The organism is Microcoleus sp. FACHB-SPT15 (genome assembly GCF_014849525.1).
GTDB classification, from domain to species: Bacteria; Cyanobacteriota; Cyanobacteriia; order Cyanobacteriales; family Coleofasciculaceae; genus Symplocastrum; species Symplocastrum torsivum.
On sequence record NZ_JACJNU010000049.1, the window covers coordinates 76385 to 101026 of the forward strand.

The 24642-nt window shown below is 46.8% G+C and carries 16 protein-coding genes and 1 pseudogene; 9 read left to right on the plus strand and 8 right to left on the minus strand.

The features are described from left to right. Window positions 1–57 precede the first annotated feature (57 nt). Entirely contained in the window at window positions 58–1503 is a 1446-nt protein-coding gene (locus tag H6F98_RS16420) for a glycosyltransferase family 2 protein (RefSeq protein WP_192219774.1), read from the minus strand. A 201-nt stretch (window positions 1504–1704) separates the two neighbouring features. Between H6F98_RS16420 and H6F98_RS16425 the strand changes: the two genes are divergently transcribed. The 7 genes and pseudogenes from H6F98_RS16425 to H6F98_RS16450 all read left to right on the plus strand — a co-directional run bounded on the left by H6F98_RS16425 (window position 1705) and on the right by H6F98_RS16450 (window position 14638). Next, the gene (locus H6F98_RS16425) at window positions 1705–2994 is read left to right on the plus strand and encodes a bifunctional sterol desaturase/short chain dehydrogenase (protein WP_192219775.1); all 1290 of its coding nucleotides are present in this window, start codon (window positions 1705–1707) and stop codon (window positions 2992–2994) included. Between the two features lie 238 nt (window positions 2995–3232). Next, window positions 3233–3367: pseudogene (locus H6F98_RS34620) on the plus strand (slipin family protein); the annotation flags it as partial. 673 nt (window positions 3368–4040) lie between these two features. Next, entirely contained in the window at window positions 4041–6659 is a 2619-nt protein-coding gene (locus H6F98_RS16430) for a PAS domain-containing sensor histidine kinase (RefSeq protein ID WP_192219776.1), read from the plus strand. Between the two features lie 435 nt (window positions 6660–7094). Next, on the plus strand, window positions 7095–8375 hold the full coding sequence (locus H6F98_RS16435; RefSeq protein ID WP_192219777.1) for a response regulator: 1281 nt from the start codon (window positions 7095–7097) through the stop codon (window positions 8373–8375). A gap of 78 nt (window positions 8376–8453) precedes the next feature. Then, window positions 8454–8822, plus strand: coding sequence for a response regulator transcription factor (locus tag H6F98_RS16440; protein WP_192219778.1), 369 nt, complete (start codon window positions 8454–8456; stop codon window positions 8820–8822). 10 nt (window positions 8823–8832) lie between these two features. Further along, window positions 8833–9372: a chemotaxis protein CheW gene (locus H6F98_RS16445; RefSeq protein WP_192219779.1), complete on the plus strand. Its 540-nt coding sequence runs from the start codon at window positions 8833–8835 to the stop codon at window positions 9370–9372. A gap of 130 nt (window positions 9373–9502) precedes the next feature. Continuing rightward, window positions 9503–14638, plus strand: coding sequence for a GAF domain-containing protein (locus H6F98_RS16450; RefSeq protein ID WP_192219780.1), 5136 nt, complete (start codon window positions 9503–9505; stop codon window positions 14636–14638). Between the two features lie 77 nt (window positions 14639–14715). Here the strand turns inward: H6F98_RS16450 and H6F98_RS16455 are convergent, their stop codons facing one another. Continuing rightward, on the minus strand, window positions 14716–15063 hold the full coding sequence (locus H6F98_RS16455) for a four helix bundle protein (RefSeq protein WP_192219781.1): 348 nt from the start codon (window positions 15061–15063) through the stop codon (window positions 14716–14718). A gap of 217 nt (window positions 15064–15280) precedes the next feature. Between H6F98_RS16455 and H6F98_RS16460 the strand changes: the two genes are divergently transcribed. Beyond that, on the plus strand, window positions 15281–18691 hold the full coding sequence (locus tag H6F98_RS16460; RefSeq protein WP_192219782.1) for a response regulator: 3411 nt from the start codon (window positions 15281–15283) through the stop codon (window positions 18689–18691). Window positions 18692–18707: 16 nt separating this feature from the next. Then, window positions 18708–19211: a chemotaxis protein CheW gene (locus H6F98_RS16465; RefSeq protein ID WP_192219783.1), complete on the plus strand. Its 504-nt coding sequence runs from the start codon at window positions 18708–18710 to the stop codon at window positions 19209–19211. Window positions 19212–19314: 103 nt separating this feature from the next. Here the strand turns inward: H6F98_RS16465 and H6F98_RS16470 are convergent, their stop codons facing one another. From H6F98_RS16470 to trpB, 6 genes are all read right to left on the minus strand, one after another. Beyond that, window positions 19315–19827 (minus strand): hypothetical protein, encoded by a 513-nt coding sequence (locus H6F98_RS16470; RefSeq protein ID WP_192219784.1) that lies wholly within the window; start codon window positions 19825–19827, stop codon window positions 19315–19317. A gap of 559 nt (window positions 19828–20386) precedes the next feature. Then, window positions 20387–21052, minus strand: coding sequence for a phycobilisome degradation protein NblB (nblB, locus tag H6F98_RS16475; RefSeq protein WP_192219785.1), 666 nt, complete (start codon window positions 21050–21052; stop codon window positions 20387–20389). Between the two features lie 148 nt (window positions 21053–21200). Further along, window positions 21201–21668, minus strand: a complete 468-nt coding sequence (locus tag H6F98_RS16480) for a CBS domain-containing protein (RefSeq protein ID WP_192219786.1) — start codon at window positions 21666–21668, stop codon at window positions 21201–21203. A gap of 298 nt (window positions 21669–21966) precedes the next feature. Next, window positions 21967–22590: a ribonuclease H-like domain-containing protein gene (locus H6F98_RS16485; protein ID WP_242058576.1), complete on the minus strand. Its 624-nt coding sequence runs from the start codon at window positions 22588–22590 to the stop codon at window positions 21967–21969. 92 nt (window positions 22591–22682) lie between these two features. Then, window positions 22683–23237, minus strand: coding sequence for a CAP domain-containing protein (locus H6F98_RS16490; RefSeq protein ID WP_192219788.1), 555 nt, complete (start codon window positions 23235–23237; stop codon window positions 22683–22685). A 122-nt stretch (window positions 23238–23359) separates the two neighbouring features. Further along, on the minus strand, window positions 23360–24622 hold the full coding sequence (trpB, locus tag H6F98_RS16495) for a tryptophan synthase subunit beta (protein WP_192219789.1): 1263 nt from the start codon (window positions 24620–24622) through the stop codon (window positions 23360–23362). Between the last annotated feature and the right edge of the window lie 20 nt (window positions 24623–24642).

The following is a 24642-nucleotide window of genomic DNA, read 5'->3' on the forward strand; positions in this document are numbered from 1 at the left end:
TTTTATGGGTTGCTTAAAGCAAGCCAGTTAAATGTGAGAGCAGCTTGCTTGATCTCATCAACTAGATTTGCTCTCACTGCCCAGTTCAAACTCAAAACTGTCTGACTCGCTGCCTTGATGAACTGTTTTTACCCATTTCAACCGCTTGGGACGCACAGAAATTCGAGCGGTAATCCCAGCAATCACCAGCATCCAGTGCAGCATATACAGAGTACCGCGCAGTGTCTGCACGAGGGTAATCAACAATGATGCAGCAGTACGGGGTTCGTCTCGCTTAGTACGGCATAAGCCAACGAACATCCCGATTAAGGGTAGGGTGAGGGTAAGTGCGGTTAGAGGAGTTAGGAGAGGGAAACTCTTGCGTGCGATCGCCATCAAACAGTCTGGCACAGCCGCCGCAGGCAAAAGGTACTGGATGATCATAAATGAGAACAAATCCAGCGTTTTAAGTGTGCCCATGCGATTACTTGCGATTAACCGCCAGTAATCCAAATAGCGCTGGTATCCACCTTCTCCCCAACGGTTACGCTGATGCCATAGTGCAAAGGCATTGGTGACACCTTCTTCTTCAACAGGGGGAAAGTCGAGAAAGCCAATATCCCACTTGTCCAGATGCAAGCGAATGGTTAAATCTAAGTCATCTGTAATGGTTAGCTCGTTCCAGCCTCCACAACTCTCTAGCGCTGCACGACGCACAAATTGACCATTCCCCCGCAATTCGCCAATGCCACCAATGGCAATGCGCTGCTGCTGGATGTAGGTATCGAGAGCCATTTCTGCCATCTGCCCTCGTGTCCAGAAGTTGACTGAGGCATTTGCGATCGCTTTTCGCACCTGCACCGCTCCAGTTTCTGCCTTACCAAATAACGGCAGAACTCGCCGCAGTAAATCCTTTGGTACTTGAGCATCCGCATCAAACACGCCAACAATTTCCCCTCTGGTTAAGGGTAGTACCTGATTGAGCGCTCCCGATTTGCCACCGCCCGCATCAGCCGAGCGATGCAGCACTCTCAACTGGCTGTATTCAATGGCTAACTGGTCTAACAACACGGGTGTCTGATCGGTACTGTGGTCATCAATTACCCAAACTTCATACCGTGTTTTGGGATAATCTAAGTCACACAATCTCCTGACTAGGTTACTGATAACCGCTTCCTCATTTTTTGCCGCTACAAGCAGAGAAACATAGGGAAAATCGACTTGAGTGTTATCTGCAAGTGGTTTGGGTGTCTTTAAAGGTCGAGCCAGCAATACTCGCATCGCCTGAATTCCTAATAGCGCTGTGAAGCCCCAAATCAACCAGGAACCCCAAGAAACTAAATGGAGGATGATTGTGCCGCCCCAAATCGCTGTTAATGTCACAGCGGCTTTGCGTCGGCGCCCTTCTAATCCTTGGAAGAAGAAGTCACTTTCAAAATCTTCATCGTCCAAATCAGATAAAAGAGAGGTAATCGGGTCAAGCTCGTTACCAAGATCGTTTTCTGTCCAGGAATTCTCTGGCATAAGTTATTTGGTTTAACCACCTATACTTATCAACACCCACTAGTCCACTGAGGGTGAGCTAACACCACACTGTGCAGCATCATTGTATCTAACATTATTAAATTTCTTATACTTTAATGAGTATTTTTTACACTTAAAACCCCGTATAGTCGAGTGGTTGATTTTTGACAAATTAAATTTAAAGGTTTGTGGAATTGGCGTATGGTGACGTTTTGGATGGCTACTGCCGCTTGGGGATTGGGTTCTGTATTATGGGTAGAACTCGTGCGAGACTTCTATCACGTCTTATCCCATCATTGGTCTCCTTTATATCGGTTACACGTCTGGCATCATCGCGTTTTTCGCCCCGATTTAACAGCCGTCAGTGATACTATTTACCGCCAAGCCCAGTGGCGCAATGATGTGCCAGAATGCTTAGTGATGCTGCTATTTAGCGTGTTGCTATGGGCTGTTGCTCACACATTTGCACCTGAACACCAACTGTCGGCATTAGTTGGTTCTCTCTATACCCTAACGTTTTTAGGAAGTGCGATCGCACGCGGCAGTGGATTCACCTGGGCGAATGAAATCACCGATTTGACCCATCTCCCTGGCCCTTTCCTTACCCCACCGTCTTGTTGGAGTGTCAATCGAACCTACCACTGGCGACACCACTTTGATAATCAAAAGGCTTACTATTGCGGTACGTTGACGTTGGTGGACAAGCTCATGGGAACCGCTCTCTCACTCAAAGGTAAAACAATTGCAGTCACAGGAGCATCGGGAACGCTAGGGAAAGCGCTTCTTTTAGAACTTCACAGCAGAGGAGCAAAAGTAATTGCTCTTACATCCCAAGAGCAACCCGTTACGGTGAGTGTGAAGGGTGAAAGTGTACCAGTTAAAACGATTACTTGGAAGATTGGACAGGAGTCTGAATTAGCCCCACATCTGGAAAAGGTCGATATCCTCATCCTTAACCACGGGATTAACGTACATGGTGAGCGAACGGCTGAGGCGATCGCAAAATCTTACGAAATCAACACCTTTTCGAGTTGGCGGTTGCTAGAACTCTTCTTCACCACCGTTCGCACCAATGAAGACATCGCCCGTAAAGAAGTTTGGGTCAATACCTCAGAAGCAGAAGTTAGTCCGGCATTGAGTCCTTTGTACGAACTAACCAAACGAGCCTTAGGAGACTTAGTAACACTACGCCGTCTTGATGCTCCGTGTGTAGTCCGCAAACTCATTCTTGGGCCATTTAAAAGCAATCTCAATCCCATAGGTGTAATGTCCGCACCCAAGGTGGCAAAGCAAATCGTCAATCTAGCTACCAGAGATGCACGTAACATCATCGTGACCATTAACCCCTTAACTTTTATTACTTACCCCATCAAAGAGTTTTGCGTCGGAACCTACTTTAAGCTATTTAGTCGCCCTACTGATGTAACTCAAGTAGTACCATTCCCGGAAACGCTAGCAGCAGATGCGACAACTTCATCACGAACACGTTAGCGAAGACTGAAGAATTAAGAAGAGTTTTTCCATAACTGCTCACGCCTCCCCTTACTTCGCCTGCTCCCACTGCTGCCCCTGCGTCTATCTGCCTCCCATTTCAAGGGTAGGTTTGTAATAAAATGCCATCAATAATTGGGTGATGAGGTGAGGTGATGAGTAAAAAACCCCCCAAATTTAATTTAATGTAAATTAACGTCCTACCTCCCCAACATCCCAATCTCAAAAACCTCAAGTTGATATTCGCACCAAAGCTGTAAATATTGAGTCAAAACAGACAATTACAGCCGATAACGCCACAATTAAAGCTAACGCCGTTCTTTACTATCGCCTGGTTGACCCTTCTAAGGCAATTAATAAGGTTGAAAACTAGAATCTATCAGTCTATCAAACCGCCCTTCCTACCTTACGAAATGTTGACCCTTCGATGGCTTGAAAAGGCGATGAGCTGACTTAATTTAAAAAATGCGATCGCGTCCTATAAAAGCTTTTCCAAGAAGAAATTATTCAACGTTGTGGGGCAGGTATCCCAGGAATTACTGTCTTTGGGTAAAATTTCTCAGCTTACGCCACAAGAAACCTTCCGATATTTTTATTTTAAAATCCTAAAACTTTTATTTACTGTCAAATTTGCAACTTCCTTATCATTTAAGACAATGATGAGTCTGATAATTATTTTTAATTTATCAAAAACTTTAAAAAAGTTTATCTTTTGATATCACCTGTCTAAAAACTACTACTATAGATACAAGCCTTACAAGGCTTATTTTGCTAACCACCCTTGTTGAAATAAATTCTTAACGTTTAAGTGAAACAAGAGCCTACTTACCAGAATAAAAGCTCAAGAAGAGACTCTAAAGCCTTAGGCTAATAGCGTTGTAACTAAATGATCAAGATAGTTACAAAACGTTGTACTTAAGTTGAGCAACGTTGTCTCAGCAGCACAACGGCTTCATCAAGGAAGCAATTCAAATCATCAACCTGTAAAAGCTAAGAAAAACTTAAGAAAATTGTTACTGCCTAATCAGGAAGGGGAGATAATACTAATGCGAACAAGTGAGCAAATCAAGGCAGAAATTGAGGAAAAATTTGGTTTTTTCCCACCCTTTTTTGCTCCTGGTGAACAGACTCCACAGGTATTGGACAACCTCTGGCAACAAACCATTAGTGCGTATGTTGATAATCCTCTGCCGCCTCTGTTTAAGGAAAAGCTGTCTGCTTACCTGTCTCGCTTCTGTTCTGTTCCTTACTGCATGATCTGCCACAGTTGTTCCTTGCACGCTTTAGGGATGCAAGCACAAGAAGTGCTGGAACTCCTTGAATCTCCTCTACCAACGCCAAGTGACATCGATAAACATCTTCGTATCCTTGTTGCATCTGATGTGCCGAAGCTTTTACAAGAGGGGAACGCAGCCCTTGAAGAAAGCTTACTCTATTGCTCAATCTTCATTGCATTAAAAGGAGAAAACAACGAGTATTACCGAAGTGAACTCCGTCGCTTACTTGGAGGTGCTACTTACCAGCACTTAGTCTCGTTTATTGCTTATGTTAAAACTTGTCATGTCTGGATGGAAGCTCATCCTGAAGTTGTCTATCAGGCTGACAAGCGAGTACAAGACCATTTTGATACCCTCCTGAAGAAGGAGCCAGGTTTAAGTGAGTTCTTTAATAACTACTGCGATAGAGTCAGGCGTGAACACCAAAGTTGGGCAGAACAGATGGCTCGAATCCATGAGCGTAAGCAAAATGAGGAAACACTTCGCAAACTCGGTGTTGAAAACCTGCGCCTTGCCCGTACTGTTGCTTCAGTTTCTGATAGTGTCCTAATCACCGACCCGAACCAATTCGACAACCCAATCATCTACACTAATCCCGCTTTTTCCCGGATTACTGGCTATCAACCGGAGGAAGTTCTGGGTCGCAATTGCCGCTTTTTACAAGGTTCTGGTACAAATCAACAGACGATTGAGCAAATTGATGCTTACCTTGCCCGAAGAGAAGAGGTGAATGCCACTGTGCTGAACTACCGCAAAGATGGCAAGCCGTTTTGGAACGAATTGAAAATCTCCCCAGTATTTTCAGAAGAAGGTGACTTACTCTACTTTGTTGGTATCCAAAGAGATATCACTGAATACAAGCAAGCCGAAGCAAAAATTTGTGAGCAAGCGGCATTGTTGGATGTTGCAACCGATGCGATTTTTGTTCGAGATCTAGAGGACAAAATTTTACTGTGGAATAAAGGCGCTGAACGGCTATACGGCTGGAACTCAGAAGAAGTCCTTGGCAAGCAGGCAGTACAGCTATTGAACCAGGAAAAAATAGCTCACCTTCGAGAAATCAGAAAGACTGTTTTTGAAGAGGGTCTGTGGAAGGGTGAGCTACATCAAGTCACTAAAGACGGCAAAAGAATTATTGTCGAAAGTCGGTGGACACTAGTGCGTGATGAAGAGGAAAAACCTAAATCAATCCTTGTTGTCAATACTGATATTACTGAAAAGATACAACTTGAAGCACAGTTCCTTCGCGCTCAACGTATGGAGAGCATTGGCACTCTCGCTAGTGGTATTGCTCACGATTTAAATAATGAGTTGACACCAATTCTTGCATCGGCTCAGTTACTACTATTGCCAACCAAACTTTCTGAAGAGAAAAAGCGACAGTTACTCAAGACAATTGAAACGAGTACTAAACGTGGGGCTGCTTTGGTCAAGCAAGTTTTACTGTTTGCGCGAGGTGTTGAAGGGAAGCGCACTATACTTCAAACTGAGCAATTAATCTTGGACATTAAGCAAATTGTCGAAGAGACATTCCCAAAATCTTTAGATATTCAAACCCATATTCAGAAAGATAGTTGGATGATCAACGGAGATGCTACACAACTGCATCAGGTTCTGATCAATCTCTGTGTTAATGCTCGTGATGCGATGCCAAAAGGTGGAACATTGAGTTTAAGCGCCACCAATCTATTTATTGATGAAAACTTTGTCCGGATGAATCTTGATGCCACAGTCGGCTCCTACATTTTGATTACTGTTTCTGATACAGGAATGGGCATTCCACCAACAGTTATTGATCGGATTTTTGAACCATTCTTTACGACGAAAGAGCAGGGTAAAGGAACTGGGTTGGGACTTTCGACGGTAATGGGCATTATTAAAAGCCACGGTGGTTTTGTGGATGTGACAAGTAGGGTAGGGAAAGGCACACAGTTTAAAATCTACTTACCCGCTATTAGGAAAGCTGAAACTCAACAAACTGAAGACGGTGAATTCTCTACTGGACAGGGAGAGTTGATTTTGGTTGTCGATGATGAAGCAGCAATTTGTGAAATTAATAAGACATCTCTAGAAGCCTATAACTATCGGGTGGTTACAGCGAGTGATGGGATTGAAGCGATCGCACTTTACGTCCAGCATAAGGATGACATCAGCCTGGTGATCGTCGATATGATGATGCCATCAATGGATGGACCGACCACAATCCGCACTCTGCATAAGATTAACCCAAACGTTAAGATTATCGCTGTCAGTGGGCTGATATCTAGCGCTCAGCTAACTGACGCGACCAATGCTGGCATCCAAAGATTTTTGCCGAAGCCCTACACCGCAAGAGATCTATTAAAAACAATCAACGAGGTTTTGGACTTGACAACAGTACCTTTATAAGAAGCAGCAAACCGGATTGAGGGTGCGGGTAGCAGCAAGAGGTCAAACACATTCAAATCCAAACTGTTGGGACACTTGATAACGGGCAGGTTTCCGGAGATTCTGCGCGACTCCAACAAATTCCATGTCACCGAGGGGAAGCCCTCACCCTATATCCCTCTCCCACGGGGAGAGGGACTTTGAACTCTTACTCCCCTTCTCCCAATGGGAGAAGGGGTTGGGGGATGTTAGCGTATCGGCACGCAGTGCGGGCTGTTCCTCCACTCTTTGTGTTTAACACAACCTTCATATTTGCAACAATCTTAGGGAAGATCCGGATGAGTAGAAGCGAAGTTCGTAGATTGTGGTAGGTCTGCAAAAGCAAGATGCAGCGTTTCTTAAGGTTATCTGTCTAAGATAAGGAACTCCTTTTCGGGGAAGTTGAGATTTAACAAAATGCTTACTCCGTCATCTGTTAGCTCGATCAATCCTCCAGTAAAAAGACAGGAGGTAGTGTTAACCACCAACGAGCTGGTAGAGAAGATTCAGGCTTGTAGCCAAGATCAATTTACAGGTCAGTTGGATTTGAGTATTGAATATAGCAGAGACCAGAAGTGGAGCCTGTATTTTTACTTAGGTGATTTGATTGGCTGTACTGGTGGAGTGCATCCAATTCGTCGTTGGTTTCGGCAGTTGTCCCACCACTGTCCACAACTGCCAGTCTATATTGCCACGCCTGAGTCGAAGCAGCCTCGGTGTTGGGATTATGACTCCTTAGCAACACTAGTGAGGCAGGGGGAAGTCACGCTAAGGCAGATGGCAGAGATTGTTACAGGCAACGTAATGGAAATCCTGTTCGATATTATCCAACGGGAGGAACAGCTCCACCATCGTTCAGGGGTGCAACTCTCCTACAGACCGATACCGATAAACAGCATCGAGGCAAACGTTGTTTCGATTCGAGTTTACCCGCTTTGCCTAGAAGCAATGCAGGATTGGGAGGCTTGGCAGCAGGCAGGCTTAGCGAAGTATTCCCCAAACCTCGCTCCCAAAATCTCGAACGCTGAAGAATTGCGTTGGCAAACTTCACCCGCTGTCTACCGCAACCTGACTACCCTGATTGATGGCAATCAGACTTTAAGGGATTTAGCGGTCAAATTAAAACAGAATCCGTTACCTCTAGCCCAATCCCTGATGCCCTATGTCCAAAAAGGGTTGATCGGACTGGAGGAGGTTAAAGACTTCCCCAGCTATTCCGTTAAGCCAGCTACGGCAACCACGTCTTTTTTCGCACCTAGCGGGAACTCCGCAAGTCCAGAGCGATCGCAATCAACGGAAGTAACAGTTGCCTATATTGATGACAGCCGTCTCGATAGCCAGACAATGAGTCACATCCTCAACCAAGCTGGCTATCAATTTCTCAACATTCAAGACCCCGTAAAAGCACTGCCACTCTTACTGGAACATAAACCAAGCCTGATTTTCTTGGATTTGGTCATGCCAATCGCCAACGGCTATGAAATCTGTGCCCAAATTCGCCGCATTTCAGCCTTCAAGGATACACCTGTGATTATTCTCACCAGCAATGACGGGATTGTAGACCGAGTGAGGGCAAAGATCGTCGGCTCTTCCGGCTTTTTAGCAAAACCCATTAATTCAGAGAAGGTGCTGGCAACTTTACAAAGGTATTTACCAACTTCAACAACGGCTCAATCCCAAAGGTGGAACACGCCTTAGGAGGAATCTCCTTGTGTAGGCAGCTTTTGAAGCCAAGAGTCATAAAGAAAGAAACATTTGATTAGTTACCCAAGTCTTATGATTACAGTCCTTTTGGTTGAAGACAGCCTGACAGAAACGGAGGTGTTAACCGGTTACCTCAGACAGGCAGGTCTAAGAGTAGTCAGTGTCACCAGTGGCGAGGAGGCTCACCTCAAACTTGAGGGTGCCAAACCAGATTTAGTGATTCTTGATGTGATTTTACCAGGGCAAAGTGGCTTTGAACTCTGCCGCCAACTCAAGAGCAATTCCAGTACTAAAGCAATTCCAGTCGTCATGTGCTCAACCAAAGGTACCGAGGCGGATAAACTCTGGGGTTCGATGCTGGGGGCTGATGCCTACCTACCCAAACCAGTAAACCAGCAACAACTGATTCAAACAATCCAGCAATTAACTTCCGTGTATTAGGAAAGAGTTTATGCTGACCCCACTTGACGCTGTGCTAACAGCGAACAGTTTTGACCTATTCACATTAGACGACCCACTCCCCCCAGAAATCGGAGAGCGGTTGCTCCGCTTTCCCTTAGGTCACGAGGACAGTGCGCTCCTACCACTCGCGCAGATTGCAGAAATTTTTAGGGTGAACGTGGAGGACATTCTGCCAGTCCCTGAAATGCCCAGTTGCGTTTTGGGAATTTGCAATTGGCGGGGAGAAATGCTCTGGCTTGTGGACTTAGACCAGCTTCTAGGCTATCCACCTCTATATCTAATGGCAGCCACTCCTATGGCTATCGTCGTTCAAGCCAATACCCAGCCTTTGGGTCTGGTAGTGTCGCAAGTCAATGACATTGAGTTACACGACTTGCAGAAACTTACAAACGCGGCGAACGGCTTATTTCCTCCCAAACTCCTGCCTTTTGTCCTGGGTGCTCTTGCTGAGGGTAAGGGCACTGTCTTGGATGCCATTGCCATTACTCAGTCTCCCTTATGGCAGATCCACCGAGGAGAAATCTCTTGAAGTCATCTACTAAAACCAAGTTCCTTGAACGCAGGGAGTAGGGAAAAACCCTGAATTGATACATGGAGAGTCCCCTACCCGTCTCCATGACCAACCTGAGTCAGCAAATCTAGTTAATAACAACAGTAATATGTCTCCAGAGAATCTAGTACCAGCGATGCCGAAGCTTGAGCCATCCGAGCCAAGAGTTGAGCCATCGAAGAGTCAAAGCAAAGGTAATGAGGTAGTTAACGGATCGAATGGCAATTTTGAGCCACAGCAAGCTCTAGCCGTAGTTAATGCCCTCAAAGCCGACCTCAAACAGGCGGGACTTGCCAAACCGGAAATTCAGGAGAAAGTTCTTCAGTTGGAGAAGTGGGTACAAGGTTTGCCAACCGGGGTTAATGGTGACAAACCAGCGATCGCAACTGAGGAACACCGCAAGCGCGAACGGCAGTGGTTATTAGCCCTTAACAGTCAAATGCGCTCTGCAAAGAATCTTGACACCTTGTTTAAAACGACATTAACTGAGGTTCGTCAGCATTTACAAGTAGACCGAGCATTGATCTACGAGTTCCAGACTGAGAACGAAGGTGTGGTGCTGGCGGAGTCGATGGTGGCTGGCTATACACCCAGTTTAGGAGAGTCCCTCAGTGCGATCGCTTTTGGTGTAGCCGAACGACTAGACTACCAGCAACAGCAAGTTGTCATTCTAGATCGAACCTTACCCAAGCCTCTGAGTCCCTACCAACTTCAACTGCTGCAAAAATTCCAGGTCAAAGGCAGTTTGACGTTGCCGATTTTCTTAGAAGGACAAGTATGGGGTTTGCTCAGCCTCATGCAATGCTCTGCTTCTAGGGCATGGCGGGAAACTGAAATAACCTTGCTCCACCAAATTGTCACCGAACTGACTCTCGCTCTACAGTCAGTGGAATTTTCTGACCAAATGCAAAAACAGGCTGAGCAAGCCAAAGTTATCAACAAAGCGATCGACAAAATCCGCCAGCCCGAAAATCTAGATACGCTCTTCAAGACAACAGCCAGAGAAGTCCGACAACTCCTCAATGCTGACCGAGTGGGAGTGTTTCGCTTTTACCCTGAGTCCGGCTTTGATGATGGGGAATTTGTATCGGAAGATTTAAACTCAGGCTACAGTTCAGCTATAGCTGCCAAGGTTCACGACCACTGCTTTGGTCAACAGTATGCCGCCCATTACGCTCAAGGAAGAATTCAGGCGGTTGCTGATATCTACAATGCTCAGTTGAGCGATTGCCATATCGAGATTCTCGCTCAGTTTCAAGTTCGAGCTAACTTGATTGTGCCTCTGTTGATCGGCAATGAACTGTGGGGATTGTTGTGCATTCATCAATGCAGTAGCCCACGCGAGTGGCAGAAGGATGAGATTGACTTTGCCAAGCAGATTGCCGCCCAGTTTAGCTTGGCACTAAAGCAAGCAGAGTACTTGCAGCAGTTGCAGGAGCAATCCACCAACATAGCAAAAACCGCTGAACGGGAGCGAGCGGTCGCCAAAGTAATTGACAGGATTCGCCACAGTTCGGATATTGACACCATATTCAAGACCACGACGCAAGAAGTCCGCAAGCTCTTGGGTGTGGAGCGCTTGACCATCTACAAATTCCGTCCGGACTATTTCGGTGACTTCCTAGTGGAGTCAGAGTCTGGGGATTGGCCTAAATTAGTGGGCAGTGCTTGGGAAGACCCCTATTTGAACGAACACCAAGGCGGTCGCTTCCGCAACAACGAACCTCTAGTGGTGGATGATGTCTACAATAGCGGCTTAACCGACTGTCATGTTGAAGCCTTAGAGTACTTTGGGGTCAAATCCTGCCTAGTGGTTGCCATCTTCCAAGGACAGAAGCTCTGGGGATTGCTCTCAGCCTTTGAACACAGTGGACCACGCCACTGGGAAGAGGGTGAACTCAAGAGCCTCAGCCAAATTGCCAGCCAACTGGGGGTGGCTCTCCAGCAGGCAGAGTACTTGGAACAAGTTCAAACCCAAGCCGAGCAAGTTGCCAAGACCGCAGAACGAGAGCGAACCGTTGTCAAAGTGATTGACAAGATTCGCAAGAGCTTGGACATCAACACGATTTTCAAAACGGTAACTCAAGAAGTTCGAGAATTGCTACAAGCTGAGCGTGTGGGAGTCTATCGCTTTGAGCCTGATTGGAGCGGTGAGTTTGTTGCCGAGTCAGTCGGGAGTCGCTGGACTGCATTGATGCAGGAACAAATTGATAACCCACTCTTGCGAGAAAATATCAGCGAGTGTAGTGCAAAAATTCTTGGCGGTGGCAAAGCCAGAGTGGCAGATACCTATTTGCAACAAACTCAGGGCGGGATGTATGCCAAGGGAGCAAACTTCCGAGTTGTCGATGATATATACCAAGCAGGCTTTTCACCTTGTTACATTGACATTCTGGAGCAATATCAGGCGAAAGCCTATGTAATCGTTCCGATTGTCCAAGGAGAAAGACTCTGGGGACTACTAGCGGCTTATCAAAACTCTGGGCCTCGTGCTTGGGAAGACGGCGAAGTCAAGGTGATGACTCAAATCGGCACTCAACTGGGGGTAGCTCTCCAACAAGCCGAATACCAAGAGCAGCTACGGCAGCAATCGGCTCAACTTGCTAAAGTCGCCGAGTGGGAGCGAGCAGTCACTCGCCTAGTTGGTCGTGTGAGCGACAAGATGCGCCAGACGATCGATATTGAGAGTATTTTCAAGACAACGACGCAGGAAGTTCGGAAACTACTTGGTGTGGAGCGAGTCGCTGTTTGCAAGTTCCGTCCAGACTACTCTGGCGATTTTGTCTTTGAGTCTCAGGCTGGAGATTTACCCCAAATGGTTGGCATGACTTGGGAAGACACCTATATGAAGGAGAACCAAGGCGGATGCTTTGGCAAAAACCAACCATTTGTTATCAATAATATTGGTCACGATTCTGGTTTGAGTGATTGCCATGTAGCAATCTATGAGGGCGTTGATATCAAAGCTTGTGCGATCGTTGCGATTTTTCAAGGGCAGAAACTCTGGGGCGTGTTGGGCGCTTATCAGCACAGTGCCTCTCGCCATTGGCAAGACGATGAAGTGAGGTTTCTGACTCAGATTAGTAACCAACTTGGTGTCGCTCTACAGCAGGCGGAGTTGGTCTATGAAATGGATAAAGTCGTAAAGTACAAGCAACAAGTCCCCGCAATCATCGACAAGATTAGCAATACGTCATACATTGAGAACGCTTGTAAAGCTGCTGTCGAAGATGTCCGACAACTTCTGGAAGTGGAGCGAGTCTGTATATACAAGTTCCGCCCAGACTATTTTGGAGACTTTATCTATGAGTCAGAGTCTGGAGGATGGCCGAAACTCGTCGGTAGTGCTTGGGAAGACACCTATCTACAGGAACACAAGGGCGGAAGGTTCGCCAACAGCGAACCCTATGTTGCGGATGATGTTTACACAGTGGGTTTGAGTGATTGCCATGTGGAAACCTTGGAGTACTTTGGTGTCAAATCGTACCTGATCGTTGCCATCAAACAAGGGGAAAAGCTCTGGGGCTTGCTGAGTGCATTTCAACACAGTGGACCTCGGCATTGGTTAGAAAGTGAAGTCACCTTGCTGGCTGACATTGGTCGTCAACTGGGGTCGGTTTTACAGCAGACCGATTACCTGGCGCAGTTGCAGGCACAATCCACCCAGATGACCAAAGCCGCTAAAGTCAGCAACTCGGTCGCGGAAATCATACCCAAAATCCTTCAGTCTCAGGATACAGATACGATCTTCCGTGTCACCAACCAAGCCGTCCGCCTGCTGCTGAAATGCGATCGCGCCGCAATCTATCGCTTCAATCCTGATTGGAGTAGTGAGTTGGTCGCCCAATCAGTAACCAAAGGCTGGAATGCTGTGGAAGGCTCTGAGATAGGAGCCATCTGGCCCCAAGTTAATCTGCAAGAAGCTCAAGGAGGCGCCTATCGCAACGGTGAAAGCTTGGTCGTGAAGAACATTTACGCGGCTGGCCACTCTCCCTTTGAAATTGAAATGCTGGAGGAGTTTGAGGTCAAAGCTTATGTAGTCGTGCCAATTTTCAAAGACGACAAGCTCTGGGGTCTACTTGGTGTTTACCAAAACACTGAAGTTCGCTCATGGGCAGAGATTGAAGTCAGCGCCCTAAAACAAATCGGTGTGCAAGTCGGCGTGGCGATGCGACAAGTGGACTACTTGAAGCAAGTGCAGCAGCAGTCGGAGCAATTGGCAGAAGCCGCCCAACGGGAAAAAGCAGCTAAAGAACAAATCCAGCAGGAGGTTATCCAATTGCTGGCGGCAGTCCGACCAGCACTCAATGGAGACCTTACCGTCCGCGCTCCCGTAACCGAAGATGAAGTCGGTACGATTGCTGATGCCTACAACAACACCCTGCAAAGTCTGCGGGAAATCGTGAAACAGGTGCAAACTGCGTCCCGCCAAGTCGCCCAGACATCCCAAGAGAGTGCATCGTCGATTACTGGTCTTGCTGGTCAAGCCCAAGAGCAATTCCAAGCACTTGGTCGCGCCTTAGAGCAAATCCAGACCATGGTCAGTTCTACGAAAGCTGTAGGAATGAATGCTCAACAGGTAGATGTAGCTGTCCAACAGACCAACCAGACTGTTCGGGAAGGGGATGCGGCGATGAACCGCACTGTAGATGGAATTATGGATATCCGGGAAACAGTGGCGGAAACCAGTAAGCGACTCAAGCGCTTGAGCGAATCGTCGCAGAAGGTGTCCAGAGTGGTGAACCTGATTAGCAACTTTACGACTCAAACCCAACTACTAGCTCTAAACGCGGCAATTGAAGCGACACGAGCTGGGGAGTATGGGCGTGGTTTCGTTGTTGTTGCAGATGAGGTGCGTTCTCTAGCGCGTCAATCAGCGGAAGCAACCACTGAAATCTCGCAGTTAGTTCAGGAAATCCAGGAAGGCACGGCTGAGGTGTCCACTGTGATGGAAAAGAGCATCCAGCAGGTTGCGGCAGGAACATCGATGGTACACGATACCCGCCAGAATCTGAATGCGATCGTTGAAGCCACGTCTCAAATCAGTCAACTCGTTGCGGGTATCACCCAAGCAACGCAGGTACAGACTCAGCAGTTCCAATCGGTAACACAAACGATGACAGAAGTAGCTGCGATCGCTAACAAGACCACGGAGGATTCCACTGAGATTTCTACCTCATTCAAGGAACTCCTGACAATGGCGCAGAACCTGCAAGCAAGTGCCGATCAGTTTAAGGTTGATTAGTTGTTGATTGATTAGTTGTTGGTTGTTTGTTGTTCGTTAATAACTAATAACCAATAACCAACAACAAATAACCAATATTATTTGAGGGAGTTTAAATAGGAGTTTAATCGAGGTGCTAGTTCGTCAACGATTGGTTTGAGTGTTTGGAACTGATCAGGTGTTAAAAGATTGCGAGAATAGGCTCTTCTTAACCAATGTTGAGTTTCATATAAAGAGCCTCTCGCTATCCTGACGAATCGTTGATTGTCTAGAGAACTACCTCTTCCTACTCCCTCTGCAATATTGGCTCCAACGCTATCTGCTGACCGGATAATCTGCTTACCTAATGTATCCTTTGCCAACGGCTCCCACTGTGTAACAGTTTTCCAAATCTCATCTGCTAGTTGTTCTGCTAACCGATAAACCTGCAAATCTTGAAGTCTCATTGTTAGTTGTTAGTTGTTTGTTGTTTTTGGATTGACGAATGATTAATAACTAATGACCAATAACAAAAAAATAATCTCTAGCGGTCAATAGTTTCAAGGACTGCTAAATCAAGTAAGTATTTACTCTGTCTATAGAATTCCCATCAAATCCTGTAAGGTAACAGCCTGAATTGAAAACTAAATCAACAAACAACAAATAACAAACAACCAACAACAAATGACAGATCCAACCATACGCGAACAAAGCTATCTCTACTTTCTCCAGGAAGCGCCGGAACTGCTGCAAGTTTTAGAACAAGAATTGCTGAGTCTTCGAGAAGACTACAGTATTAACAAGGTCAATACTCTAATGCGGGCTACCCATACCCTGAAGGGGGCAGCAGCAAGTGTTGGGTTGGAAACAATCCAAACGGTTGCCCACTCTTTGGAGGATATTTTTAAAGCCCTTTTTAACCCTGACTTGTCGATTGACCCAGAAGTTGAGGCGTTAATTTTTGAGGGATTTGAGTGTCTCCGCTTACCTCTAACTGCTGAATTTACGGGAGGGCAAGTCAATGATGCTGAGATTCTTGACCGAACTGCTGCTATTTTTGCCCAACTGCAAGAAAAGCTGGGTGACTGTTTTGGTCAGGAAGCTTACCTCCCTAGTTCGGTAGAGTTGGGCTTTGATTTAACCCTGTCTATCTTTGAAGTGGGAGTTAACCAACGATTAGACGAACTTGCTGATGCCCTAACCCGTGCGAACCTAGAGGAAGTTGCTACGACTCTTCGGACTCAGGCAGAGGTTTTCACTGGATTGGCAGAATCCTTGAATTTGCCTGGGTTTGGAGCAATTGCTCAAGCGGCAATCAAGGGCTTGGATACCGCTCCGGCTCAGGCAGTGACGATTGCCGAGATTGCTCTGGCAGACTTTCAATCGGGACAGGCAGCCGTGCTAGGGGGCGATCGCACTCAAGGCGGTCAACCGTCTCTAGCTCTACAGCAACTCGCTGGACTCAGTACCAGCGCAACTGAACCTATTATTAATAGTGCTGAGCCAGTAGTCAGGCACAATGATTTTGATGCCATAGAGGAAAAGGGCGAGACAACTCCCCATTCCTCTTTCACGTCCTCACCCCAAGATGTCGCTGTCGATGCTCAAGAATCATTAATTGAATCTGAATTGGGTGAGGTGACTAATGCCGCGAATTTAGAGTCGAGCGTGACTGACTCATACAAATCCGAGCCGAGTATTGGTGAAGTTCCATCTCTAGAGTCGTTGAACAACTCAGAACACGAGGAACCAGAACACGAGGAATTAGGCAACTCGCTCTTAGAGACTATCTGGGGAGGGGAAGCGGTACTGGATTCCCAAACTCCTGCTGAAACGGAGGCAGAGCAAGCCAGCTCTAGCTCACCACATAACCCTTATCATGTTGTTCCTTCGATGCCAGCGTCGGCGGCTGATTCAGCCAGTTGGAAGCCTATGGAACCAGAGGTGACAGTTCCACCATCCCCATCCCGCTTCCGCATTGATAGTACTCCTACCCCAATTTCCCAGAATGAGCAGGGTTCTGTCTCTCCTACTGTGCGGGTGAATGTTGAGCATTTAGAACACCTGAATTCTTCAATTGGGGAATTGTTAACGAACCAAAACCGCCAGACGCTCCAGAACGAGCAACTACGAACAGCGGTGCGATCGCTTCTTGTCCGTCTCCAGAAACACCAGCAACTACTCGGTCAGCTCCAGGATTGGTCTGATCGGCAGTTCATTGGGCAACAACGGTGGGCTGAGACGGGTAGCGATTGGCAGTCCCATGCGCCTTTCGATTCCCTGGAACTCGATCGTTATGACGAAGCCCAAGTTGTTGTTCAATCGATTCTGGAAGACGCTTTTACATTAACAGAAGCGACTGACGCGATCGAGTTATTTACATCGGCATCCAGTCAAAGCTTGGAAAAACAACGTCGGTTGTTGACGAGTACTCGTGATGCCCTAATGCAAGCCCGGATGTCACCTTTGGGAGATATCTTCGGGCGCTTCCACCGTGTTTTACAGCCGTTAGAAATTAGGCACAACAAGCAGGTAACCCTAGAACTTAGTGGAACTGAAGTCCTGGTGGATAAAGTGGTGGCGGAAAAGCTCTATGACCCCTTGCTACACTTAGTTCGCAATGCTTTTGACCACGGAATTGAGTCCCTTGAAGTCCGGCAACAACACAATAAACCAGATTTTGGTCAGATTGAACTGAGTGCCTCTCAATCTGGCAGACATCTGGTGATTGAAGTCCGGGATGATGGTAAAGGGTTGGATTTTGAACGAATTCGGCAACGGGCAGTAGAACGTCAACTCATCTCTGAGGAACAAGCGATCAATTTAGATGAGGGTCAGCTCATCAATTTACTGTTTGAACCGGGCTTTTCTACAGTATCTGGAGTCAGTGAACTCTCTGGGCGAGGTGTTGGTCTAGATGTGGTTCGGGCGCAGTTGCAAGCTCTCCATGGTTCGATCACGGTTTATTCCGAACCTTATCGAGGGACAACATTCTCCCTCCAAATTCCTCTGAACCTAACGATCACTAAGTTGCTTTTGTGTCAAGCAGGTGGTCAAAGCTATTCCTTCTTTGTGGATGCGATCGAACAAATTTTGATTCCTCAAGCACACCAGCTTCGGTGCTGGGAAGGTGGCAAAGTCCTCCGATGGAACAAGAATGCGAGTAGCGAGTTAGCGAATCCACATTTGCCAAGCCAACGCGAAGCGCAAACATCGGAGCAACTTATCCCCATATACCAACTCTCGAAAGTCCTGAATTATTCCTCAGAGGTTGTCAACTCGTTGATTTTCCAGTCTCATCAGCCGTTTGTCCCTGAAGGACAGATGATGCCGATCATTCTTATCCGTTACCAGGATAGGTTTTTGGGTCTGGAAGTAGATCAGTTGATTGGAGAGCAAGAATTAGTGATTCGTCCCTTGGGGGCGATGATTGTGCCACCCAACTATGTTTATGGGAGCAGTGTTTTAGCTGATGGACGGTTGACATTGGTGCTTGATGGGGCTGCATTGATGCAGTACGTGTCTGAGCAGCAGACGGGTAGTAGTAGCGATTCTTTACAGGATAGGTATACGGCTGACGCACTAACTTACACAACGGCTTCACGCGCTTTAGCCGCAAGTGCAACACGCTCCATATCATCATCAAGTCAAGAGCAACGGCTATTACCAGCAGCACCCAATACAGATGTCAGGGCAAGACGAGACAAACTGATTCTCCTTGTGGATGACTCTATCACCCTGCGCCAAACTCTGGCTTTGACTTTACAGAAGGCTGGTTATCGAGTGCTTCAGGCTAAGGATGGTTACGAAGCGATCGAGCAACTCCGACAGCACCGGGAGATTCAGTTGGTAATCTGCGATATCGAGATGCCTCGAATGAATGGATTTGAGTTTCTTAAATACCGTCAGCAAGACTCTGTTTTGGCAGACATTCCGGTTGTCATGTTGACGTCCCGGAGTGCGTCGAAGCACCGCTTGATTGCAACGGAGTTAGGGGCAACAGCCTACATTACGAAGCCTTATTTGGAACAAATGCTGTTAGCGACGCTAACTGATGCAATTGAGAACAATACTCGAAATTCTATTTCTATATGAGAGTTAGGAGAGGGCGATGCACGACGAGTCAACAGTAGCTAAGTTCGTAGTTTTCAAGGTTATGGATTATCTCCTTGCCCTTCCCATTGAGGATGTGCTCAAGGCAGTGAATTATTCGTCTGTAGCTGGCGGTGGGCTGAGAACAATGGGTGTTGTCCAGCTTGGTGGCCATATGATTAGGGTTTTGGATTTGCATCAGCACATCAGTGTAGAGAGTTTATCTCAGTTACCCGCTAACCATCTTTTTTTAGTGATTACCCGTAGTTCAGGGGGAGAACTTTGTGGAATTCCGGTGGATGAACCGCCGAATTTGGTAGAGTTACCGCTAGCGATGATGCAAAGGCTGCCAATGTCTCAAATACAAGGTAATGCTCTCCTTGAGATGGTCTCTCATGCGGCTGTTCTATCCCAGGAAAATGTGACAACAACAATTTTTCTGCTGGATGTGAAGCGAGTTCTAAATACCAGCATGAATGATTCCCAGAAGAGACTGCCAGGAAATAGACAAATGGCAGTCTAAACTTATGGACACCAAGAAAAATAAACCCCCACCCGCAAGAGCGAGTGGGGTGAAGGCAAGTTGTCTTAGTGCTGGTAAAAGGTATCTCTGGAACTGATGCCACTTATGCAGTCAGACGATTGTATAGAGTGTCATCTGCTTGTTCGGGTAGTGCAACACCCTTGCTTTCTATTTCCTGGAGTTTTGCCTTAATCCACTCTGTAGATTTTGTTTTACACAGTTCAAGCCAAAGGTGTTGCCCGACACGTCGAGGTACAGGGGAGTCGAGAGCAAAAGCGTACCACAAACCCTCTTTCTGAAAAAGCTTGGTTAAGCCGAAATATTGGCAAATCAATGTAGCCGCAGCAGGACGCAACTCTCCAGGAGCGACTTGCTCCCAAAAAGCCACTTTTTGATGCTGAGAATCGTGAATTGCTCTTTCTGTGCCTTCTAAAAGTGCGATCGCTTCCAGTATTTTCTGCTTGGCTTTGTGAATTCGGACGAGTTCTTCTTGCTTTTGGCGATGCAATCCAGATGCCCAATCCCCATTCAACGCCTCCTTCAGCATTCGGCGTTCTACTGGATGGGTGGGTTCAAGGGCATAAGCAGCAGATTTCAGTTCGTTAACGGTTCGCATCAATATTCTCCTGTTATGGGTGAGCTAAAAGCTATAAAAAGATTGCCAATGGGTTGAGTGTGGCTCTCAAAGAAGGTCACGAGGCTAACGCAAACACTAACGGAAATGCTAACGTTTGTAACTTATTGCTTTTTGTCATTGGTTAGGAAGAGCGGGCAACAAACATAACGTCAGATCTATTAACGAAATCCCTAACGAAATTAGAAAAAAAGTGTTATTCATTCACAAATTCTTCACAGTTGCTTAGTAGTCTTTATACATAAGCCTTTGAACACTGACGAACCCTCTCGATGAATCGGGGGGGTATTTTTTTACCATATCCATAAAAAAGGTTAGCTGCAATGGTTAAGCTGATGCTGATACCGAGTTGCATTCGCTGTGGACGATCAAAAAGAAAAGGGTCAAGGTGAAAGAACACTGACCTTCACTCTTACCCTTGCCTACAAGTATAATTTTTGTTGCTATTTAAAGGCTCATTCACTGACTAGACACCTATGCAGGGTTCAGAATAACTCTGAACTCCTGAACTCCTGAACTCCTGAATTCTTCTTGTTCAAAGTTACACTGACTCCAAAGCCGCTTGTGCTTCCTTCGCAACTTCCTCTTTTTCATCATTGGCTAGAGTTTCCAGCACTGAACGCACCTCAGTGCCTCCAAGTTTAGTGAGCGCTTGTACCAACCGATAGCGAACCTGCCAATCTGAATTTGTGGCATAAGGAGTCAAAAGAGGTACCGCACGCGCATCACCTAAGTCTCCCAGTGAACTAATTGCTGCTGTTTGTACAAGCCCTGTATCAGAGTTTAGGGCTTCTTCTAACAGTTCAAAAGAACGCGGATCGCCTAGCTCTCCCAAGGTTGCAATAATACTGAACTGAACCAGCCATTCGGGAGTCTGATGATAAAGCCGCTGCAAATCTTCAAACGCTTCTGTAAGCTTTAGTGCCCCGATCGCATCTGCGGCGGCTGCCTGAACATCAGGTTCCGAATCATTGAGAAGGCGATCGCGCAACAGTGTCAACGTCGTTTGTAAATCTTGACCCCCCAAGGTATCAAGTTGGCTTACTGCCGCATATCGAACACGAGTATTTTTATCAGTCACAACTGGCTGAATTAACTCAAACGCCACAGAGGGTTCCAGTTGACGTAACTGGTTGACTCCACTAATACGCTTGCCGAAATCCTCTGAACTCAGCAGTTGTTGAACAGACTCACGGGTAACGCTCATTGGTAAATATTAATTATCAATTGCTAGTTATTCCACCTAAAAAAGCAGCGGTTGTTGCTTGGTTGCAGTCCGAGTCTCCAACACGCTGCCTCATGAATTGAATCAGGAATTCCTGCCCTAGTGCAAGGAACCTTAAACCTTGGCTGAGCTACTCTTCAAATTCAGCTGCCATTGCCCGCACAATATCTCCAGGTGTGAGGATACCAATTACCTTACCTGTCTCATCAGTTACGGCTAAACGTCGGATGGATTTTTCCCGCATCAGCTTAGCCGCTTTAGGCAAAGGTTGGTCAGGTTCTACAGTAACAGGGTCACCGCTCATCACTTCCCCAACAGTTTGCCCCAGTGCCTTGTGAAGTTCTTGGTCATGACGGGCGGGGTTTTCGAGAGTTATGACGCTGTCCAGAAACATGATGTAAAGTGGTGGCTCTACTCCTGTCTCCTGCCAGAGCAAGTCTGTTTCTGAAATTACACCGACCAATTTGCCTGTGTCATCTACCACTGGCAAACCACTGATGCGTTGTTCGGCAAGAATTTTTATTGCCTCCCGGATAGGTGTTTGAGGTTCCACCAAGATGGGGTTACGACTCATGACATCGGCAACAGTTTTAGCCATACTCAGTCGGCTGTATCTTCTTTAATTCAGTACTAATTAATTGTAGGTAATCTACAGACAGACTTAACTTGAATGTGTCTCTCTTAAGCGAAAAATAGTCACTTGTAGAAAAACCAGGCTTGGGGGGCTTCCCCCCAAACCCCCCGCGCAAGGGTTGATGGTGGAGAGTTGTTAAGTTAAGTCAGTCCTATTCGACTTTACTTAGTCAGGACTTACGCAGAACCCCTATCTGTAGGGTGAGCACTGCCCACCTTACTACTACGAATAGTGTTTAAACGAGCAATTTGCGTAAATCCTATTAGTGTTCAAAGATATCTCGGTAAAGCAACAAATCTAGAGTCACCATGACGGGTAAAGCCTCAAAGCACTGTTGAGCTAGTTCCCAACGACCTTCTCGTTGCAGCATATGGGTTAGCTTCTGCCGCACACTCACAAGGTAGCGAACATCGTTGGCAGCATAGCGTAACTGCTCGTCTGAGAGGTTGGCGACATTGCCCCAGTCGGAACTTTGAGCGCTTTTGTCTAGTTCTACTTGTTCTAGCTCTAGTACCAACTCTTTAAGCCCATGGCGACTACTATAGGTACGGGCGAGCTTACTGGCGATTTTCGTGCAAAAGATGGGCGTGGTTTGGATACCAAGATTCTGGCGTAGCATCGCAAGATCGAAGCGAGCAAAGTGAAACAGCTTAAGGATACTGGGGGTTTCCAGCAACTGTTTTAAGTTAGGAGCCTCTGTCTGATCTTTAGCAATGCGGACAACAGTAACTCGGTTTTTGGGGTCACATAGCTGTACTAGGCATAAGCGATCGCGTTGGTAAATGAGTCCCATGGTTTCTGTATCCACCGCTAGTGCATCTACGGTGAGATACTCCTGAAGCAGACTATCGGATAAATCGCGATCGCAAACTTGAAATTCTTCCAATTCTCGATTCCTCAGTAGATTAGTTCTGCCAAGTGGCTTAACAAAACTCATGAAATCGGGCAGGCTGGAGTTACCTGCCCATCCAAAACGGCTTAGCGGCGTTTGATGAAAACTTGCGTGAAGTAATACTCACCCTTGGCATTTTTTGTGATGCCAATACCCGTTACATCAAACTGACCTTCCATATTCTTGCGGTGACCAGGGCTTTTTATCCAGCCTTCAACCGCTTGTTGGTCTGGGTTAGAGTAGCCCTGGTTGTAAGCAACATTTTCCGCCGCACTTCCATAAGGAATTGACTGACCAATTGCTTTAACTCGTGCCTCAAATCCATTGTGGCTAAACGGTACCTTACCACTTGCCATTGCCTGAGAATGAAGTCTTGACTGCTCACTGATTCGAGCATCCAATGCTAGAGGCGGTAAGTTGCGGGACTGGCGATATTTATTGATCTGTTGATGCACAGACTGTTCCAAAGCCGCGAATTCATTCGTCGTTGACCTTTGAGACACGGTTGAATTTGGTGGATTGCTCAAGGTGGGCAAAGGTTGACTGGGACTATCAAAAACCTCATAAGCAGCAGCACAGCCACTCACTCCACCCACAAGGGTGAACACGCCGAGGATAATTTTTGCCAAACGTTTTTGCATCTTGGAAAGGAATAGTGATTGGAGACGAGGAAGGAATGCGTTCGGAGGTAGGAGTTAAAGCTTCTGATTCTCTAACCCTCACTTCCCACTCTTACTAATTCCTAGTCCCCAGACCTCAGCCCCTAGTTCCCTTTTTCTAAATCAAAAAACTTGGCAATGGTTTGGACATCCTTATCACCACGACCTGAACAGTTAATGACAATCCTTGGACTGCCATTGAGTTGTGGGCAGAGGGTTTCGAGATAAGCGATCGCATGAGCCGTTTCCAACGCAGGGATGATTCCCTCTAATTCTGATAACCGTCTTAACGCATCAACTGCCTCTTTGTCAGTCACACTGTAATATTCTGCTCGACCAATATCCTTTAGATAGCTATGTTCAGGACCAACACCTGGATAATCTAGTCCAGCACTAATGGAGTGAGGTTCTATCACCTGACCATCCGCGTCTTGCAGCAAATAACTCATTGCTCCGTGTAAAACCCCAGGACGACCTTTGGTCAGCGTTGCCGCATGCTTCTCTGTATTCACTCCTTCCCCTGCTGCCTCAATTCCAATCAGCCGCACATTAGGTTCCTTAACAAACTCATGAAACAGTCCCATCGCATTCGAGCCACCGCCTACACAAGCCAAAAGAATATCCGGCAAGCCACCCCATTTTTCTAGAGCTTGTTCGCGTGTTTCTTCTCCAATTACTGCCTGGAAATCACGCACAAGCATCGGGTAAGGATGAGGCCCGGCAACTGACCCCAGAATATAGTGGGTTGTTTCCACATTCGTTACCCAGTCTCGAATTGCTTCTGAGGTCGCATCCTTGAGGGTTCCTGTGCCAGCAGAGACAGGTTGTACCGTCGCCCCCATTAGCCGCATCCGAAACACATTTAGGGCTTGGCGTTCCATATCCTGAACGCCCATATAAACAATGCATTCCAGCCCAAACCGCGCACACACGGTTGCTGTTGCCACACCATGCTGACCCGCACCTGTTTCAGCAATAATCCGTTGCTTGCCCATCCGCTTGGCTAGCAGCACCTGAGCCAAAGCATTATTAATTTTGTGCGCTCCGGTATGGTTTAAGTCTTCCCGTTTCAGATAAATCTGCACTCCACTACCGTCAGGTTTGCCATAGTGGGATGTCAGGCGTTCGGCAAAGTAGAGAGGGCTGGGGCGTCCTACATAGTCTCGCTGTAACTGTTGTAGTTCCTGCTGAAACTCTGGGTCGTCACGGTATTGCCAAAAACACTGCTCTAGTTCACTCAGAGCGGGCATTAGTGTTTCAGGCACATACTTGCCGCCAAATTTACCAAAACGACCTAAGGCATCAGGTTGTTGGCTTACAGCGTCGGCATCAGGTTGGGAACTACGAGGTAAGGGAGTAGTGGTCACAGCGCAATATAGAGATTGTA

Coding starts and splice junctions, on each gene's coding strand:
- H6F98_RS16420 (WP_192219774.1), bottom strand. CDS start 1,503: ATGCCAGAGAATTCCTGGACAGAAAACGATCTTGGTAACGAGCTTGAC.
- H6F98_RS16425 (WP_192219775.1), top strand. CDS start 1,705: ATGGTGACGTTTTGGATGGCTACTGCCGCTTGGGGATTGGGTTCTGTA.
- H6F98_RS16430 (WP_192219776.1), top strand. CDS start 4,041: ATGCGAACAAGTGAGCAAATCAAGGCAGAAATTGAGGAAAAATTTGGT.
- H6F98_RS16435 (WP_192219777.1), top strand. CDS start 7,095: ATGCTTACTCCGTCATCTGTTAGCTCGATCAATCCTCCAGTAAAAAGA.
- H6F98_RS16440 (WP_192219778.1), top strand. CDS start 8,454: ATGATTACAGTCCTTTTGGTTGAAGACAGCCTGACAGAAACGGAGGTG.
- H6F98_RS16445 (WP_192219779.1), top strand. CDS start 8,833: ATGCTGACCCCACTTGACGCTGTGCTAACAGCGAACAGTTTTGACCTA.
- H6F98_RS16450 (WP_192219780.1), top strand. CDS start 9,503: ATGTCTCCAGAGAATCTAGTACCAGCGATGCCGAAGCTTGAGCCATCC.
- H6F98_RS16455 (WP_192219781.1), bottom strand. CDS start 15,063: ATGAGACTTCAAGATTTGCAGGTTTATCGGTTAGCAGAACAACTAGCA.
- H6F98_RS16460 (WP_192219782.1), top strand. CDS start 15,281: ATGACAGATCCAACCATACGCGAACAAAGCTATCTCTACTTTCTCCAG.
- H6F98_RS16465 (WP_192219783.1), top strand. CDS start 18,708: ATGCACGACGAGTCAACAGTAGCTAAGTTCGTAGTTTTCAAGGTTATG.
- H6F98_RS16470 (WP_192219784.1), bottom strand. CDS start 19,827: ATGCGAACCGTTAACGAACTGAAATCTGCTGCTTATGCCCTTGAACCC.
- nblB (WP_192219785.1), bottom strand. CDS start 21,052: ATGAGCGTTACCCGTGAGTCTGTTCAACAACTGCTGAGTTCAGAGGAT.
- H6F98_RS16480 (WP_192219786.1), bottom strand. CDS start 21,668: ATGGCTAAAACTGTTGCCGATGTCATGAGTCGTAACCCCATCTTGGTG.
- H6F98_RS16490 (WP_192219788.1), bottom strand. CDS start 23,237: ATGCAAAAACGTTTGGCAAAAATTATCCTCGGCGTGTTCACCCTTGTG.